The sequence below is a fragment of the Pseudomonas sp. GW821-FHT02A08 genome (assembly GCF_059422045.1).
Genome location: NZ_JBWKWD010000048.1, coordinates 1 through 16,596 on the forward strand (window position 1 = coordinate 1; position 16,596 = coordinate 16,596).

General features: G+C 60.5%; 14 protein-coding genes and 5 tRNA genes. 11 read left to right on the forward strand and 8 right to left on the reverse strand.

The features are described from left to right. Window positions 1-147 precede the first annotated feature (147 nt). On the reverse strand, window positions 148-615 hold the full coding sequence (locus tag AC07W4_RS24955; RefSeq protein ID WP_495034357.1) for a hypothetical protein: 468 nt from the start codon (window positions 613-615) through the stop codon (window positions 148-150). A 212-nt stretch (window positions 616-827) separates the two neighbouring features. On the opposite strand from AC07W4_RS24955, the gene AC07W4_RS24960 reads away from it, so the two are divergent. Beyond that, window positions 828-2,399 carry a sensor domain-containing diguanylate cyclase gene (locus AC07W4_RS24960; RefSeq protein WP_495034358.1) on the forward strand — a complete coding sequence of 524 codons (1,572 nt, stop codon included), beginning with the start codon at window positions 828-830 and terminating at the stop codon, window positions 2,397-2,399. 69 nt (window positions 2,400-2,468) lie between these two features. Here AC07W4_RS24960 and AC07W4_RS24965 read toward each other — a convergent pair whose 3' ends face one another. Then, window positions 2,469-2,795 carry a hypothetical protein gene (locus AC07W4_RS24965; RefSeq protein ID WP_495034359.1) on the reverse strand — a complete coding sequence of 109 codons (327 nt, stop codon included), beginning with the start codon at window positions 2,793-2,795 and terminating at the stop codon, window positions 2,469-2,471. Between the two features lie 344 nt (window positions 2,796-3,139). Between AC07W4_RS24965 and AC07W4_RS24970 the strand changes: the two genes are divergently transcribed. Further along, window positions 3,140-3,970 carry an arylamine N-acetyltransferase family protein gene (locus AC07W4_RS24970; RefSeq protein ID WP_008050823.1) on the forward strand — a complete coding sequence of 277 codons (831 nt, stop codon included), beginning with the start codon at window positions 3,140-3,142 and terminating at the stop codon, window positions 3,968-3,970. Between the two features lie 55 nt (window positions 3,971-4,025). On the opposite strand, the gene AC07W4_RS24975 is transcribed toward AC07W4_RS24970, so the two are convergent. Then, window positions 4,026-4,322 (reverse strand): BrnA antitoxin family protein, encoded by a 297-nt coding sequence (locus tag AC07W4_RS24975; RefSeq protein ID WP_495034360.1) that lies wholly within the window; start codon window positions 4,320-4,322, stop codon window positions 4,026-4,028. Between the two features lie 93 nt (window positions 4,323-4,415). Here AC07W4_RS24975 and AC07W4_RS24980 point away from each other — a divergent pair, with 93 nt between their 5' ends. Further along, window positions 4,416-5,933 carry a nucleobase:cation symporter-2 family protein gene (locus AC07W4_RS24980; RefSeq protein ID WP_495034361.1) on the forward strand — a complete coding sequence of 506 codons (1,518 nt, stop codon included), beginning with the start codon at window positions 4,416-4,418 and terminating at the stop codon, window positions 5,931-5,933. 134 nt (window positions 5,934-6,067) lie between these two features. On the opposite strand, the gene AC07W4_RS24985 is transcribed toward AC07W4_RS24980, so the two are convergent. Next, window positions 6,068-6,143: transfer RNA gene (locus AC07W4_RS24985), tRNA-Asn, on the reverse strand. Window positions 6,144-6,370: 227 nt separating this feature from the next. Between AC07W4_RS24985 and AC07W4_RS24990 the strand changes: the two genes are divergently transcribed. Next, a complete protein-coding gene (locus tag AC07W4_RS24990; protein ID WP_007978659.1) occupies window positions 6,371-6,601 on the forward strand; it encodes a hypothetical protein in 231 nt (76 codons plus the stop codon). Here the strand turns inward: AC07W4_RS24990 and AC07W4_RS24995 are convergent. Then, window positions 6,598-6,807 (reverse strand): hypothetical protein, encoded by a 210-nt coding sequence (locus tag AC07W4_RS24995; protein ID WP_057396152.1) that lies wholly within the window; start codon window positions 6,805-6,807, stop codon window positions 6,598-6,600. The genes AC07W4_RS24990 and AC07W4_RS24995 overlap by 4 nt on opposite strands. A 214-nt stretch (window positions 6,808-7,021) precedes the next feature. Beyond that, on the reverse strand, window positions 7,022-8,218 hold the full coding sequence (locus tag AC07W4_RS25000; RefSeq protein WP_008050829.1) for an amino acid aminotransferase: 1,197 nt from the start codon (window positions 8,216-8,218) through the stop codon (window positions 7,022-7,024). 335 nt (window positions 8,219-8,553) lie between these two features. On the opposite strand from AC07W4_RS25000, the gene uvrB reads away from it, so the two are divergent. Beyond that, window positions 8,554-10,569 (forward strand): excinuclease ABC subunit UvrB, encoded by a 2,016-nt coding sequence (gene uvrB, locus AC07W4_RS25005; RefSeq protein ID WP_008050831.1) that lies wholly within the window; start codon window positions 8,554-8,556, stop codon window positions 10,567-10,569. A gap of 135 nt (window positions 10,570-10,704) precedes the next feature. Here the strand turns inward: uvrB and AC07W4_RS25010 are convergent, their stop codons facing one another. Together AC07W4_RS25010 and AC07W4_RS25015 are read right to left on the reverse strand one after the other, a co-directional pair. Beyond that, the gene (locus AC07W4_RS25010) at window positions 10,705-12,255 is read right to left on the reverse strand and encodes an MDR family MFS transporter (RefSeq protein WP_495034362.1); all 1,551 of its coding nucleotides are present in this window, start codon (window positions 12,253-12,255) and stop codon (window positions 10,705-10,707) included. After that, window positions 12,245-13,333 (reverse strand): HlyD family secretion protein, encoded by a 1,089-nt coding sequence (locus AC07W4_RS25015; RefSeq protein WP_495034363.1) that lies wholly within the window; start codon window positions 13,331-13,333, stop codon window positions 12,245-12,247. Before AC07W4_RS25015 ends, AC07W4_RS25010 begins: the two co-directional genes overlap by 11 nt. A gap of 230 nt (window positions 13,334-13,563) precedes the next feature. Between AC07W4_RS25015 and gltX the strand changes: the two genes are divergently transcribed. From gltX to AC07W4_RS25045, 6 genes are all read left to right on the forward strand, one after another. After that, window positions 13,564-15,045, forward strand: a complete 1,482-nt coding sequence (gene gltX, locus AC07W4_RS25020) for a glutamate--tRNA ligase (protein WP_008050837.1) — start codon at window positions 13,564-13,566, stop codon at window positions 15,043-15,045. A gap of 295 nt (window positions 15,046-15,340) precedes the next feature. After that, a tRNA-Ala gene (locus AC07W4_RS25025) sits at window positions 15,341-15,416 on the forward strand. Between the two features lie 79 nt (window positions 15,417-15,495). Continuing rightward, window positions 15,496-15,571: transfer RNA gene (locus AC07W4_RS25030), tRNA-Glu, on the forward strand. 53 nt (window positions 15,572-15,624) lie between these two features. After that, a tRNA-Ala gene (locus AC07W4_RS25035) sits at window positions 15,625-15,700 on the forward strand. Between the two features lie 80 nt (window positions 15,701-15,780). Next, window positions 15,781-15,856, forward strand: a tRNA-Glu gene (locus AC07W4_RS25040). Window positions 15,857-16,041: 185 nt separating this feature from the next. Further along, the gene (locus tag AC07W4_RS25045) at window positions 16,042-16,581 is read left to right on the forward strand and encodes a TetR/AcrR family transcriptional regulator (protein ID WP_495034364.1); all 540 of its coding nucleotides are present in this window, start codon (window positions 16,042-16,044) and stop codon (window positions 16,579-16,581) included. Window positions 16,582-16,596 lie beyond the last annotated feature (15 nt).

A 16,596-nucleotide genomic window follows, 5' to 3' on the forward strand; every position in this document is an offset into this window, starting at 1 on the left:
CTGCGAAGCAGTCGTAAAATCAGTCATTGCGGTACGTCAGGCAGGCCGCGTCAGCTGGACTCACGACTGCTATGCAGTCGAACGCAGCCTCGCGGGCTCGGCAGCTGCTACAGATCGCATTCCCGCTTATTTGACTGGCATTAGCCCCTAAAGCCCCAACCCTTGTTGCACCACCACAAGCAGATCGGTTTCCGTCAGCGCCACGGCGTCCAGCTGCGCGGTGGCCTGTTCGATCGTCTGTAGCCACCAGTGTGTTTCACCGTGTTCGTCCACGGTGCGCAACAGGGCGAGTTCGTTGTCTGTGGTATGGATCTCGACCCGCCCCTCGCCATCGGCGGTGAAGCGTGCAACCGGGTCAAGGGTAATGCTGTGCTCGTTGCCTGAGATGACCAACTGGTCGATGGCGTAGTCGTAAGCGTCGCCATCGGGGTGGCTCTCGAACACATGGGTGGGGTTGCGCCGCAGGACCAGGCCCGCTTCGGTCAAGGGCAGCAGCCAGGTCTCTATCCGTTGATACAGTTCGTAGACCTGGCCCGGCCAGCCATCGATCGCCTGATCCGCGCTGGTCAGTCGTGTCTGTTTCAATCTTGCGGCGAGTTCGTCTGCCTTGCTCATGTCGATTCCCTGTATTGAGGTATGTCTAATCGTAGCTCGTTGACGCACAGGTAGCGCTTGCCCTGGGTCATGTTTGCAGCTCAGGCAGGGCCGGTGTGATACCGCTGGGCAAGTGGCCACCCATTTGTCCTGGATATCCCCGTAAACTACGCCCCCCGAAGACTGAGGGCGTTGGATCGTTGCCCATGCCTTGCCCCCCGACAGGATGAATTTTGCCCACGCGCTTTAACGACCCGGACCACGCCCCTGGCGTCGCATTGAAACGCATACCGCTGCGCAAGGCCGCGGTATTGTTCATTGCCACGGTGTGCCTGTGCCTGTGCGGTTTGCTCTACCTGCAACTGGAACAGTCCCGTCGCCATGACCTGAGCCTGGCGCAAGTGGCATCTTCGAACCTGACGCGGGCCATGGCGCAACAAGCCGAAGACACCTTCATGAAGGCCGACCTGGTGCTGACCAGTCTGGTGGACTGGATTCAGGTCGACGGTTTCGGTCCGGACCAGCGGCCACGATTGCAGCAGACCTTCGCCCGGCGAGTGTTGGCGCTGGATCAGTTGCACGGCATCCTGCTGTTCGACCAGAAGGGCCAGTGGGTGGTGACCTCGTTTGAAAACCTGCCCCGGGGGCCCGGCGTCGCCGATCGCGAGTACTTCAAGTATCACCTGCAGAACGTATCGTCGGTGGCGCATATCGGCCCGGCCATTCGCAGCCGGGAAAACGGCGAGTGGATCATTCCGGTTTCCAAACGGGTCAACGACAGGAACGGGCACTTCCAGGGCGTGTTGCTGGCCGGCATCAAGATGTCGTACTTCGACCAGTTCTTCAAAAGCTTCAGCCTCGACGACAACGGCTCGATGTTTCTCGGCCTGACCGATGGCACGTTGTTGGCGCGTCGACCTTTTGTAGAGGCGCAGATCGGCATGTCGCTGGCCCAGAGCGAGATTTTCCAGAAGTTCCTGCCACTGGCCACCTCCGGCAATGCGATGTTCACCTCCATCATCGATGGTGTGACACGCATGTACGGTTACCGACAGTTGGAGGCGTATCCGCTGGTGGTCGCCGCTGCGTCGTCCACGGAGTCCATTCTCGCGGGCTGGTACGACACGGCGTTTCGTTCCAGTCTCATCGTTGCCCTGGTGTTGCTGGGCGTGGGGCTGTTCGGGTGGGTGTTCCTGCATCAGGTGCGTGTCGGCGAGCGGGTCGAGTCGGATTTGCGCAGGGCCCAGCAGGCGCTGGAACTGATCGCCACCCACGACAGCCTGACCGGGCTGGCCAACCGCCGATTGTTCGAGCGGGCGCTGGACATCGAGTTCGGGCGCGGCGCCCGGCAGGCCAGCCCGTTGAGCCTGATCATGCTCGATATCGATTACTTCAAGCGCTACAACGACACCTACGGCCACGTGGTGGGCGATCACTGCCTGGCCGAAGTGGCGCGCGCGCTGAAGGGTTGCTGCCACCGCAAGGCCGATCTGGCGGTGCGTTACGGCGGCGAAGAGTTTGCAGTGCTGCTGCCGGACACCGACATCCACGGTGCCATGACGATTGCCGAACAGATCCGCCGCAGTGTCATCGACAGGCACATCAGTCACACCGGCTCGCCCAATGGCTACGTGACGGTCAGTCTGGGTTGCTATGCGTTTGTGCCGTCGGGGCGTGACAGCATGGACGTGTTTGTCGAGCGGGCGGATGCGGCGTTGTATCAGGCCAAGCATTCGGGGCGAAACCGCGTGGCAACGTTGTCGATGGCCGGTGGTGTCGAGGCGTTGATGCGTTCCGATCGTTGAAGTGTTTTTCCTGTCGGCGGTCATGCCGATGTAAGCCCCAGGCGACAACAAGCAGCCAATGACTGCGCGTCATCGGCTGCTTTTGCCTGTCCAGCTACCCGTCCCGCCGCCAGCACCGCCGGTTCCGCCACCGGGTGCACCGGTGCCGCCGCCCGCGCCACTGCCCGGACCATTGACGCCAGTACTCCCGATTGATGAGCCGGGGCCACGACCGCTGGTGTTGGCGCCCGAGGGTACGCTGGGTCTGTTGTTGTCTGGCAGCATGGTCGAGTTGCGGGTTGCGCCCGATGTCGTACCGGTTGCGTTAATGCCATCGCCGGACGCCGCAAACGTGGCCAGGGGCATCGCCGACAACAATCCAGCCAGGAGCAGCGAAGTCATTCTGATGTTCATCATGGTCGTCTCCAGGAATGAGTCGTCACCTGATGTTGGTGTGAAGGGTCGCGCGGTGGGTGCCGGACGCTTGAAAAGTGGCACGGATTTGACCGTGACCGTGACCGGCACTGGGCCGCAGAGGACCACCGATCCATGTTCAAACGAGAACCCCGTGGGAGCAACTGTCTTTACCGTGCCACTCGTCACCGCCACTCGGTGCTATCGTGCAACATGCCATTCAGCCTGATCAGCAGGACCCGCACTGGGCGATTGGCGAAATCAATTGTCGGCCGTACCGGTTCATCCCTTATACATAACGCCCATCGGCGGAGTGATCCGCAGCGAACGTGCAAAAGGATTGAACGATGAGCGAGCCACGCCTTACCGACCGTGCTTTGTACCTGCAACGCCTGGGCTTCGATGCACCTGCGGCACCGACCCTGGAAACCTTGCGCCAACTGCAATTGCGCCATACCAGCGTTTTCCCGTTTGAAAACCTCACCACGTTATCCGGCGAGCCGGTGCTGATCGACTTGCCGTCCATCGAGCGCAAGGTCTTGCACGATGGTCGTGGCGGTTACTGCTACGAACTCAACAACCTGTTCCTGGCCTTGCTTCAGGATTTGGGTTTCGACGCCCGTGCCATCAGCGGCCGGGTGGTGATGGGCCAGCCGGAGGGCGCCTGGACTGCCCGGACCCATCGCCTGAGCCTGGTCATCATCGATGACGTGCGCTACATCACCGACGTCGGCTTCGGCGGCATGGTGCCGACCGCGCCCCTGTTGCTCGATACCCGCGCCGAACAACTCACCCCTCACGAGCCGTATCGCATCGACCTGCACGTCGACGGTTTTACCCTGCGCGCCAACGTTGCCGGTGAGTGGCGAGCGATGTACATCTTCGACCTGCAGCGCCAGGAAGATATCGATTTTGCTGTGGGCAACTGGTACGTCTCGACCCACCCCGAGTCGTCTTTCGTCAAGCAGTTGATGGTGGCGCGCACCGGGGAGGGGTGGCGGCGTACGCTCAACAATGGCAGTTTCGCGATTCACCGGATTGGCCAGGACAGCGAGCGGCGGGAGGTGACGGATGTGCAGGAACTGATTGGCCTGCTGGGCAGCGAGTTCGGCATTCGTGTGCCGGAACAGGCGCAATTGGCGCGGACGCTGGAGCGATTGATCGCAGCGCCGCAATAGCTGGCTGATCGCAGGCATCACAAAGGGCTGATCCGATTGATCGGCCCTTTGTGTTTCAGGGCCGGACACCCGGCGCCATCACCCGTTGGATTTCGCGCAAGACCTCTGCCAGTTTCTGCTCCAGGCCCTTGAGCTCGGCAGGGGTGAGGGTTTGTTTCAGTTGTGCGGTCTTGCCTTCGTTGAGCAGGGCCCGGCGCAACGTATTGTTGATCGCCGTCTGGTAGCCGTACCCCTCGTGTTCCGCGAGTGCCCGGGCGGCTTCGATGACCGCGTCATCGAGCATGATGGTAATGCGGGTCTTGCCTTTGGCGGGGCCAGGGGGGGGGGCAGGCGGAAATGGACAGGTATCCATTTTGTGACTGATAAGTTGTATACAACTCTATAGACATTTGTCCTGACTATTGCATACAGTGTGCGAATAACAAAAACTAGGGAACCCCCTACCATGAAAACGCCCCATGTTTCACACCAACGGCCCGAGGACGAAAATCTTGGGATCGGCGCGAATATGGCTTATGGCCTGCAACATGTTCTGACCATGTATGGCGGTATCGTCGCTGTGCCATTGATCATCGGCCAGGCGGCCGGGCTCTCGCCGGCGGACATCGGTTTGTTGATTGCTGCTTCATTGTTTGCGGGGGGGCTGGCAACGCTGCTGCAAACCCTGGGTCTACCGTTTTTTGGTTGTCAGTTGCCGCTGGTGCAGGGCGTATCCTTCTCCGGCGTCGCGACCATGGTGGCGATTGTCAGCAGTGGCGGGGAGGGCGGGTTCCAGTCGGTGTTGGGGGCGGTGATAGCGGCGTCCCTGATCGGATTGCTGATAACCCCGGTGTTCTCGCGTATCACCAAGTTCTTCCCGCCGCTGGTGACCGGCATCGTGATTACCACCATCGGCCTGACGCTGATGCCGGTAGCCGCGCGCTGGGCCATGGGCGGCAACAGCCACGCGCCGGATTTCGGCAGCATGGCGAATATCGGTCTGGCGGCGGTGACGCTGGTACTGGTGCTGCTGCTGAGCAAAATCGGCAGTGCGACCATCTCCCGCCTGTCGATCCTGCTGGCCATGGTCGTCGGTACGGTGATCGCGGTGTTCCTCGGCATGGCGGATTTCTCGTCCGTGACCCAGGGCCCGATGTTCGGCTTCCCGACGCCGTTCCACTTCGGCATGCCGACCTTCCACTTCGCTGCGATCCTGTCGATGTGCATCGTGGTGATGGTGACGCTGGTGGAAACCTCGGCGGACATTCTGGCGGTCGGTGAGATCATCGGCACCAAGGTTGACTCCAAGCGCCTCGGCAACGGCCTGCGCGCCGACATGCTGTCGAGCATGTTCGCGCCGATCTTCGGTTCCTTCACCCAGAGCGCCTTCGCCCAGAACGTCGGTCTGGTGGCGGTCACCGGCATCAAGAGCCGCTACGTAGTGGCCACCGGCGGCTTGTTCCTGGTGATCCTCGGCCTGCTGCCCTTCATGGGCCGGGTCATTGCCGCCGTGCCGACCTCGGTATTGGGCGGCGCCGGCATCGTACTGTTCGGCACCGTCGCGGCCAGCGGCATTCGAACCTTGTCCAAGGTCGACTACCGCAACAACGTCAACCTGATCATCGTTGCTACCTCGATCGGCTTCGGCATGATCCCGATCGCGGCACCGAACTTCTACGACCACTTCCCAAGCTGGTTCGCGACCATTTTCCATTCGGGCATCAGCTCGTCGGCGATCATGGCCATCGTGTTGAACCTGACCTTCAACCACCTCACCGCCGGTAACTCCGACCAGCAATCGGTGTTTGCGGCCGGTACCGAGCGGGTACTGCGTTATCAGGATCTGGCGGCGTTGCGTGAAGGGGATTACTTCAGCGACGGTAAACTGCACGATTGCGACGGCAAGGAGATTCCGGTGCTGGAATCGGAACACGGCCTGGCGGAACCGCGAGCGGCGCACGCGAAAAGCAGTGAGCATGTCTGACGCTCACGGCGACTGAAAAGGGCCGATCTGTCGAATAGACAGATCGGCTTTTTGCTTTTCAGCAGTTGGCTTTTCAATCGGCCACAAAAAAGCCCCTGGATCTTTCGATTCAGGGGCTTTTCGATGTTGCTGTCTGGCTCCACGACCTGGACTCGAACCAGGGACCCAGTGATTAACAGTCACTTGCTCTACCAACTGAGCTATCGCGGAATGGCGCGTATCTTACTGATTCAAAAAGAGAAGTCAAGCATCGAATAACAAATGGAGCGAATCAGCGGGACGGGCGGTGGTTTAGCGGCGATTGGCGGTTACCAGGATCGTCCCAGAGGTCTACCATGGCCACCCGGAAGTGGTGACACGCGCTGCCGGCCATTCGCCGAAAAGGTACGCGCCATGAATCATTTGACCCTTACACCTCGACACCACGGGGTGCACCCATGAGCATCTCTCAGATCAGCCTGCCCAAGGGTGTCGGCCCCCATGCCGAAAAGTTGTTCGACGCCATCACTCAGGCCGGCACCGCTGAAGCATTGAACCGTGCTGGCGGCAAGGCCGAAGGTTTTGTCCTGGGCCTGGAAAGCACTAAAGCGATCAAGAGCCAGGTCGCTGAATCGCTGTATGTCGCCTACGACGACGCTGCCAGCCAGCGTGCGACCGAACTGGCTTAACCGCCGAAGGTAATGGTGGCAACCATCAGTTTGGCGTAGAGCGCTGTGGCACCCAATTGCACCAGCCACAGGGCCAGGCCGCCGAGGAATACACCCGCAGCGACTTGCATTACCAGGTTGTTGCCGCGTTTGGTCGGGGCGCGGGGGATGAAGTGATCCAGGTCATCCAGGTCATCGCGGTCGGCGCGCAGGTCATCGTTTTTCATGTGGGATCTCGTAGGTCATTCAGGTGTACGCAAACCTGTGGGAGCGGGCTTGCTCGCGAATGCGATCTGACTGAGACATCGGTGCTGGAGCTGCTGGCCCTTTCGCGAGCAAGCCCGCTCCCACACGTTGATCTGATTCAGTCTAGGGGAATATCGATGGTCCATAAAAAACGGGAAGCCACATGGCTTCCCGTTTTTTCATTTCAAGGCGTAATCAGATGACCTGGACGATAGCGTCCGTCACCACCTTGATGTTGCTCTGGTTCAGCGCGGCCACGCAGATGCGGCCGGTGTCCAGGGCGTAGATGCCGAACTCGTTGCGCAGGCGGTGAACTTGTTCAACCGTCAGGCCGGAGTAGGAGAACATGCCGCACTGACGACCGACGAAGCTGAAATCGCGCTGAGGCGCTTTTTGTGCCAGCAGGTCGACCATCTGGGTACGCATGCCGCGGATGCGCAAGCGCATTTCGGCCAGTTCGGCTTCCCACTGGGCGCGCAGTTCCGGGCTGTTCAGTACGGCAGCAACAACGCTGGCACCGTGGGTCGGCGGGTTGGAGTAGTTGGTGCGGATCACGCGTTTGACTTGCGACAACACGCGCGCGCTTTCTTCTTTCGATTCGCTGACGATCGACAGGGCACCCACGCGCTCGCCGTACAGCGAGAACGACTTGGAGAACGAGCTGGAGGCGAAGAAGGTCAGGCCCGACTCGGCGAACAGGCGCACGGCAGCGGCGTCTTCGTCGATGCCATCGCCAAAGCCCTGATACGCCATGTCGAGGAACGGCACGTGGCCTTTGGCTTTAACGACTTCCAGGACGTTTTTCCAGTCCGCCGGGCTCAGGTCCACGCCGGTCGGGTTGTGGCAGCAGGCGTGCAGCACAATGATCGAGCCGTTTGGCAGCGCGTTCAGGTCTTCCAGCATGCCGGTACGGTTCACGTCGTGGGTCGCGGCGTCGTAGTAACGGTAGTTCTGCACCGGGAAACCGGCGGTTTCGAACAGGGCGCGGTGGTTTTCCCAGCTCGGGTCGCTGATCGCCACGACGGCGTTCGGCAGCAGTTGCTTGAGGAAGTCGGCACCGATTTTCAGTGCGCCAGTACCGCCAACGGCCTGGGTGGTGATTACACGGCCGGCAGCGATCAGTGGCGAATCATTGCCGAACAGCAGTTTTTGCACCGCCTGGTCGTAGGCGGCGATGCCGTCGATTGGCAGGTAGCCACGGGAAACGTGTTGAGCGGCGCGAATGGTTTCGGCTTCGACAACGGCGCGCAGGAGTGGAATTCGCCCCTCCTCGTTGCAGTAAACACCGACCCCCAGGTTGACTTTGTTGGTCCGGGTATCGGCGTTGAATGCTTCGTTGAGGCCCAGGATTGGATCGCGTGGTGCCATTTCGACAGCGGAGAACAGGCTCATTATTGCGGCGGCTCTGAATGGAGAGTGGAGGGACGTGTCGCGCTCCAGCCGAATGCACTAGAGCGGTGCACAAACGGGGAGCTAGTATAGAGGCCATCGGCGATGGCTGGCGACAGGCGAATCAGCATTTCGGGTAAGTTTTTCCTATTATTTCTCGACCGGTAGTCGATTGGCGTCGGCAAAGGTTTTGCGCGATGCAGGACGTTTGCCTTGAAAGCGCTGGCAATCGGCTCCACATTGAGCACAATCCAGTTTTTTCTTCGGGCGACATTGGTCGTTTGCGGTCTTTCTCGTTCGTGCCGGTTTGACCGGCAAGAGTGATCCAGAGGTATTTCATGTCTGAATTCCAGCTAGTCACCCGTTTCGAGCCCGCCGGCGATCAGCCGGAAGCCATCCGCCTGATGGTCGAGGGCATCGAAGCCGGGCTGGCGCACCAGACGCTGCTCGGTGTGACCGGCTCGGGCAAGACCTTCAGCATCGCCAACGTGATCGCCCAGGTGCAGCGTCCGACCCTGGTGCTGGCGCCGAACAAGACCCTGGCGGCGCAGTTGTACGGGGAGTTCAAGGCGTTCTTCCCGAACAACGCGGTGGAGTATTTCGTTTCCTACTACGACTACTACCAGCCCGAAGCCTACGTGCCGTCCTCGGACACCTTCATCGAGAAGGATGCGTCGATCAACGACCACATCGAGCAGATGCGTCTGTCGGCGACCAAGGCATTGCTGGAGCGCAAGGACGCGATCATCGTCACCACGGTGTCGTGCATCTATGGTCTGGGCAGCCCGGAAACCTACTTGAAGATGGTGCTGCACGTGGATCGCGGCGACCGGCTCGACCAGCGCGAATTGCTGCGGCGCCTGGCCGACCTGCAATACACCCGCAACGACATGGATTTTGCCCGGGCGACCTTCCGCGTGCGGGGCGATGTGATCGATATCCACCCGGCGGAATCGGATTTCGAAGCGATCCGCATCGAGCTGTTCGACGATGAGGTGGAAAGCCTGTCGGCATTCGATCCGCTGACCGGCGAAGTCATTCGCAAGCTGCCGCGCTTCACCTTCTACCCGAAGAGCCACTACGTCACGCCCCGGGAAACTCTGATGGGCGCGGTCGAAGGCATCAAGGTCGAGTTGCAGGAACGCCTGGAATACCTGCGCTCCAACAACAAGCTGGTGGAAGCCCAGCGCCTGGAGCAGCGCACCCGTTTCGATCTGGAGATGATCCTCGAACTGGGTTACTGCAACGGCATCGAAAACTACTCGCGTTATCTGTCCGGTCGCGAAGCTGGCGCGGCGCCACCAACCCTTTACGATTACCTGCCGGCTGATGCCTTGCTGGTGATCGACGAATCCCACGTCAGCGTTCCGCAGGTTGGCGCCATGTACAAGGGCGACCGCTCGCGCAAGGAAACCCTGGTGGAATACGGTTTCCGCCTGCCTTCGGCCCTGGACAACCGGCCGATGCGTTTCGATGAGTGGGAAAGCATCAGCCCGCAGACGATCTTCGTCTCGGCGACTCCGGGCAACTATGAAGCCGAGCACGCCGGACGCGTGATTGACATGGTAGTGCGCCCGACCGGGCTGGTGGACCCGCAAATCGAGATCCGCCCGGCACTGACCCAGGTCGACGACTTGCTGTCGGAAATCACCAAGCGCGTCGCTCTGGAAGAGCGGGTGCTGGTCACCACGCTGACCAAACGCATGGCCGAGGATTTGACCGATTACCTGGCCGACCACGGCGTGCGCGTGCGTTACCTGCACTCGGACATCGACACCGTGGAGCGGGTCGAGATCATCCGCGACCTGCGCCTGGGCACCTTCGATGTGTTGGTGGGGATCAACCTGCTGCGCGAAGGCCTGGACATGCCGGAAGTCTCGCTGGTGGCGATCCTCGATGCCGACAAGGAAGGTTTCCTGCGTTCCGAGCGCTCGCTGATCCAGACCATCGGCCGGGCGGCACGTAACCTCAATGGCCGGGCGATTCTCTATGCCGACCGGATCACAGGCTCCATGGAGCGCGCGATCGGCGAAACCGAACGTCGTCGCGACAAGCAGATCGCCTTCAACCTGGCCAATGGCATCACCCCCAAAGGCGTGTTCAAGGACGTCGCCGACATCATGGAAGGCGCCACCGTGCCCGGTTCGCGCAGCAAGAAGCGCAAGGGCATGGCCAAGGCGGCCGAAGAGAACGCCAGATACGAAGCCGAATTGCGCTCGCCGGGTGAGATCGCCAAGCGTATCAAGGCCCTGGAGGAGAAGATGTATGCGTTGGCGCGTGATCTGGAGTTTGAAGCAGCGGCGCAGATGCGAGATGAGATTGGCAAATTGCGCGAGCGGTTGATCACTGTTTGAGATTTGCGGTGAGTGTGCGGGCCTCTTCGCGAGCAAGCCCGCTCCCATATTGGACCGCGCCCGTCAGGACAACCCGATCAACTGTGGGAGCGGGCTTGCTCGCGAAGGGGCCGGTCCTGGCGCCACAATACTTGACTAGTGTGCTTCCCCAGCCTTCAACCCCGCCGGCAACTTCTTGGTCAGCAACACCGCCAGCATGCTGATCCCCAGTGCAATCCCGACAAAATGGAACGCATCGTTATAGGCCATGATCGACGCCTGTTGGTGGGCGATCTCGCTGAGTTTGCCCAGTGCCGCCGTTTCGTTGCCCAGCCGGTCAGTCAGCGAGGCAATCCGTTCAGCTACCTGCGGATTGCTCGGTACGATGGATTCACGCAGGTAGTCAAAGTAAACCTTGGTCCGCGCATCCAGCAGCGTAGCGAGCAGGGCGATGCCGATGGCACCGCCGAGGTTGCGCAGGATGTTGAACAGGCTCGAGGCCGATCCCGCATCCTGGGGCAGGATGTAGGCGGTGGCGATCAGCGAGATGGTGACCATGATCAGCGGCTGCCCGAGGGCGCGGATGATCTGGATCTGATTGAACTGCGGCCCGGCAAAGTCCGGATTCAGCACGCCCGAAGAGAAACTCGCCAACCCGAACAGCCCGAAACCCAGGGTGCACAGCCATTTCGGCGAGACGAACTTCATCAGCTTCGGCACCAGCGGAATCAGAAACAGCTGCGGCACGCCCATCCACATGATCACTTCACCGATCTGCAGGGCGTTGTAGTTCTGGATCTGCGCCAGGTACAGCGGCAACAGGTAGATCGAGCCGTACAGTCCAACCCCCATCCCGACGCTGGAAATACTGGATAACCCGAAGTTGCGGTTGCCGAGGATACCGAGATTGATCAGCGGATTGGGTTTGGAGAACTGCACGATCACAAAGCTGATCAGGCTGACCAGCGCGATGCTGCCCAGGGTCACGATCAGGCTCGACTCCAGCCAGTCCTTGCGATGGCCTTCCTCCAGGAACACCTGCAAGCAACCAAGCCCGACGCCGAGGGTGAGAATGCCGGCGTAGTCGGTGCTTTTCAGCAATTCCCAATGGGCTTCTTTCTTCTCCAGGCCGTACATCAGGCCGGCGATCATGATCAGGCCGGGCGGGATGTTGATGTAGAAGATGTATTCCCAGCCCCAGTTTTCCGTCAGCCAGCCGCCGAGGGTCGGGCCGATGGAGGGCGCGAAGGTGGCGGTCATGGCGAACATGGCCATGCCTTTGGCGCGGTGGTGTTCCGGGAGTTTGATCAGGGTCAGGGTGAACGCCAGCGGAATCAGCGCGCCGCCGGTAAATCCCTGTAGCGCTCGGAAGACGATCATGCTTTCCAGGCTCCACGCCATGGAGCAGAGCAGGGAGGCTGCGAGAAACCCGAGTGACACCCAGACCGCCAGGCGTCGCGCCGACAGTAACTGCACGAGCCAGGCGGTGAGCGGGATCATGATGATTTCCGCCACCAGGTACGAGGTGGAAATCCACGAGCCTTCTTCAAGCGTGGCTGACAGCGCGCCCTGGATATCCTTGAGCGATGAGTTGGTGATCTGGATGTCCAGCACCGCCATGAAAGCACCGAGCATCACGCTCATCACCGCAATCCAGTCCCGCCGGGTCGGTTCGCCGTTCGGGCGGATCAGTTGATCACCGGCCATCGTCAGGGGCGTCTTTATGGCTCACTTTGGGGGCGGTTTCTTCAGGGGCGTCCTTGATATTCACCTTGGCGGTGACGGACATGCCCGGGCGGATCTTGCCGCGCAGCGGATTGTCCGCGGCGAAGGTCAGTTTTACCGGAATCCGTTGTACGACTTTGGTGAAGTTGCCTGTGGCATTGTCCGGCGGCAACAGGCTGAACTGCGCCCCCGAGGCGGCGAACAGGCTGTCGACCCGGGCTTTGATCGGGGTGTCGCTGTAGGCGTCGAAGGTCAGTTCGGCTTCCTGGCCGGGCTGCATGTGGCCAATCTGGGTTTCCTTGAAATTGGCCTGAATCCAGATGTCTTCGTCCGGCACGATCGACAGCAGGTAAGCGCCGGCCTGCACATACTGGCCTTCGCGGGCTGCACGCTGGCCGATCAGGCCGCTGATGGGCGCGTGGATTTCGCTGCGGGTCAGGTTCAGTTCGGCCTGGGCCAGGTCGGTTTTGGCATTGGCGATCTGCGCGTCGAGGCGTTTGATTTCCGCATTCAGCGCATTGACCTGCTGGCGTTGGCTTTGCGCATCGGCCTGGGCCTTGGCCACTTGCGAGCGGGCAATGTGGTTGTCGGCGGAGAGGGTGGTCACCCGTTCTTCCGAGATATAGCCGGGTTTGCGCAAGGTCTCGGCGCGGGTCAGGTCGATCTGCGAGCGACCCAGGCTGGCCTGGCTGGAGGCGACTTGCGCTTCGCTGGCGGCAATCAGGCTGGCCTGCTGGGTCAGTTTGCTCTGGGCTTGCAGGCGCTCGGCCTGGCGGGTGGCCAGGGCGGCATTGGCGCGGTCGACAGCGAGGCGGAAGTCGTCACCTTCGAGTTTGACCAGCAACTGGCCTTTCTCGACATGCTGGTTGTCCTGCACCAGCACCTGATCGATGCGCGCCCCCAATTGGCTCGACACGCGGGTGATCTCGCCCTGGACATAAGCGTTGTCGGTGCTTTCATAAAAGCGCCCCTTGAAGAACCAATGGGCAAACAGGCCCCCGGCTATCAGCAGGACAATCAGCAGGAACGTGAAGAGGCGACGCTTGAGTTGGGCAGGCATGAGGCAAACTGTAGTCGAGAAATTGTAAGGGAAGTTATCAGCAGGCAAATCTGGCATACAGCCGATAAGCGGTAAATGCCATCAGCTGATATTCGGCCATTCACCTCGCCATACGGGCGTTACAGCCGCAACCTTGGCTTAAATGCCCTGTTCGCTGGAGCCGGGCGGGTGTCGCCTGTTACCATTCGCGCCTTGTTTGAACTTTGCTTTTTTTCTTTTCGAGACATGCCATGACCACCGTCCGCACTCGCATCGCGCCATCGCCTACCGGGGATCCCCACGTAGGTACCGCTTACATCGCCTTGTTCAACTACTGCTTTGCCAAGCAGCACGGCGGTGAGTTCATCCTGCGGATCGAAGACACCGACCAACTGCGTTCGACCCGCGAGTCCGAGCAGCAGATTTTCGACGCCTTGCGCTGGCTGGGGATCGACTGGAGCGAAGGCCCGGACGTCGGCGGCCCGCACGGTCCGTATCGGCAAAGCGAGCGCGGCGATATTTATCAGAAGTATTGCCAGCAACTGGTCGACATGGGGCATGCCTTCCCGTGCTTCTGCACCGCCGAAGAGCTGGACCAGATGCGCGCCGAGCAAATGGCTCGCGGAGAAACCCCGCGTTACGACGGCCGCGCGCTGCTGCTGTCCAAGGAAGAAGTCGCCCGTCGCCTGGCCGCTGGCGAACCCCATGTGATCCGCATGAAGGTGCCGAGCGAAGGCGTCTGCGTGGTGCCGGACATGCTGCGTGGCGACGTTGAAATCCCGTGGGACCGCATGGACATGCAAGTCCTGATGAAGACCGACGGCCTGCCGACGTACTTCCTGGCCAACGTGGTCGACGACCACCTGATGGGCATCACCCACGTATTGCGTGGCGAAGAATGGCTGCCATCGGCACCGAAGCTGATCCTGCTTTACGAATACTTCGGCTGGGAACAACCGGAGCTGTGCTACATGCCGCTGCTGCGTAACCCGGACAAGAGCAAGTTGTCCAAGCGCAAGAACCCGACCTCGGTGACCTTCTACGAGCGCATGGGCTTCATGCCCGAAGCGATGCTCAACTACCTGGGCCGCATGGGCTGGTCGATGCCGGACGAGCGCGAGAAGTTCTCGCTGCAGGAAATGGTCGACAACTTCGACCTCAAGCGCGTATCCCTCGGCGGGCCAATCTTCGATATCGAGAAGCTGTCGTGGCTCAACGGCCAGTGGCTGCGTGACCTGCCGGTGGAGGAGTTCGCCGCGCGGGTGCAGAAGTGGGCGTTCAATTGCGAATACATGATGAAGATCGCGCCGCACGTGCAGGGCCGGGTCGAGACCTTCAGCCAGGTGGCACCCCTGGCCGGGTTCTTCTTTGCCGGTGGCGTGAACCCCGATGCCAGGCTGTTCGAATCCAAGAAGCTGTCGGGCGATCAGGTTCGCCAGTTGATGCAGTTGATCCTGTGGAAACTCGAAAGCCTGCGCCAGTGGGAGAAGGACAGCATCACCGCCACCATTCAGGCGGTGGTCGAGTCCCTGGAGCTGAAGCTGCGTGATGCCATGCCGCTGATGTTCGCCGCGATCACCGGCCAGGCCAGCTCGGTGTCGGTGCTCGATGCGATGGAAATCCTCGGGCCGGACCTGACCCGTTTCCGTCTGCGCCAGGCCATTGACCTGCTGGGCGGCGTGTCGAAGAAAGAAAACAAAGAGTGGGAAAAGCTGCTGGGCGCTATCGCCTGATTCCCACCGTTACCCTGTAGCAGCTGCCGCAGGCTGCGTTGGGCTGCGTAGCGGCCCCGATGGCCTTGACGCAATCTGTCTGAAAGGACGGAGGGTCCGAATCACGAGCGCTTCGCGTTCGAACGCAGCCTGCGGCAGCTGCTACAGGGGCGGATATGCCCCGGATTTCCGGGGGGAGGGCGGTAAGTGGTTGTTATGCCGACAAAAAATTTTGAAATTTTTCAAAAATAAGTTTGACAGGCTTTCGATACGCCCTTAAGATTCGCCCCGTCCTCAGCGATGACATCAACGATGAGGGGCTATAGCTCAGCTGGGAGAGCGCTTGCATGGCATGCAAGAGGTCGACGGTTCGATCCCGTCTAGCTCCACCAATTTACACTTCAGGGTCTGGCCACACCGGCCTTGAAGCGATCAACACTCAGCGTTGATCAGTTGTATAGAAGGGTTTGCGTCCCCTTCGTCTAGTGGCCTAGGACACCGCCCTTTCACGGCGGTAACAGGGGTTCGAGTCCCCTAGGGGACGCCAGTTTTACAGAAGCGATGTTGCAAGATGTCGCTCCGCCGCGAGGCGAAAAATCCGGGGCTATAGCTCAGCTGGGAGAGCGCCTGCATGGCATGCAGGAGGTCAGCGGTTCGATCCCGCTTAGCTCCACCAATTTTACAGTTCAAGGTCTGGCCACACCGGCCTTGAATCGATCAGCACTCAGCACTGATCAGTTGTATAGAAGGGTTTGTGTCCCCTTCGTCTAGTGGCCTAGGACACCGCCCTTTCACGGCGGTAACAGGGGTTCGAGTCCCCTAGGGGACGCCACGATTACCCGCTCTGCGGGATTTTATAAGGGTCATTCAATTATTGAATGGCCCTTTTGTTTGTCTGGCGTTTGGCCAAATTCCTCCCTATCCAAAAAAACTGTTCTTCAGACCAGCGGTCACACCCATGACTTGCTAAAATTTATTATGAGAATAATATTTCAATCGTAATATTCGGAGGCGACGATGAACGATAAAAAAGCTCAAACCCGCGAACGCATCCTCAAGGCTGCCAGCGCAGCGCTGATTCAGCGCGGCCCGGCCGAGCCAAGTGTGGGCGAAGTGATGGGTGCGGCGGGCCTGACGGTCGGCGGCTTCTACGCACACTTCGAAAGCAAGGACGCGATGATGCTCGAGGCGTTCAGGCAATTGCTCGGTCACCGCCGCGACCTGATTGCCGATATGGATGCGCAGTTGACGGGTGAAGAGCGCCGCGCGCTGGTGGCAGCGTTCTATCTTTCGCGCAAGCACCGTGATTCCTCCGAATCGGCCTGCCCGATCCCTGCATCGGTCGGCGAACTGGGGCGGCTGCCGGAAGCGTTTCGTGCCGCGCTCAATGAGCATGTGGAATTGATGGTCGCGCAGTTGGCGGCCAGTCCTGAAGACACCGAAAAAGCCCTGGCCGACATGGCCTTGATGGTGGGTGGGTTGGCTCTGGCGCGGGCGCTGGGGCCGGGAGAGTTGTCCGATCGATTACTGCGCGCCGCCAAATCGGCAGTGCGTTGACCTGAAGGCTGCGGC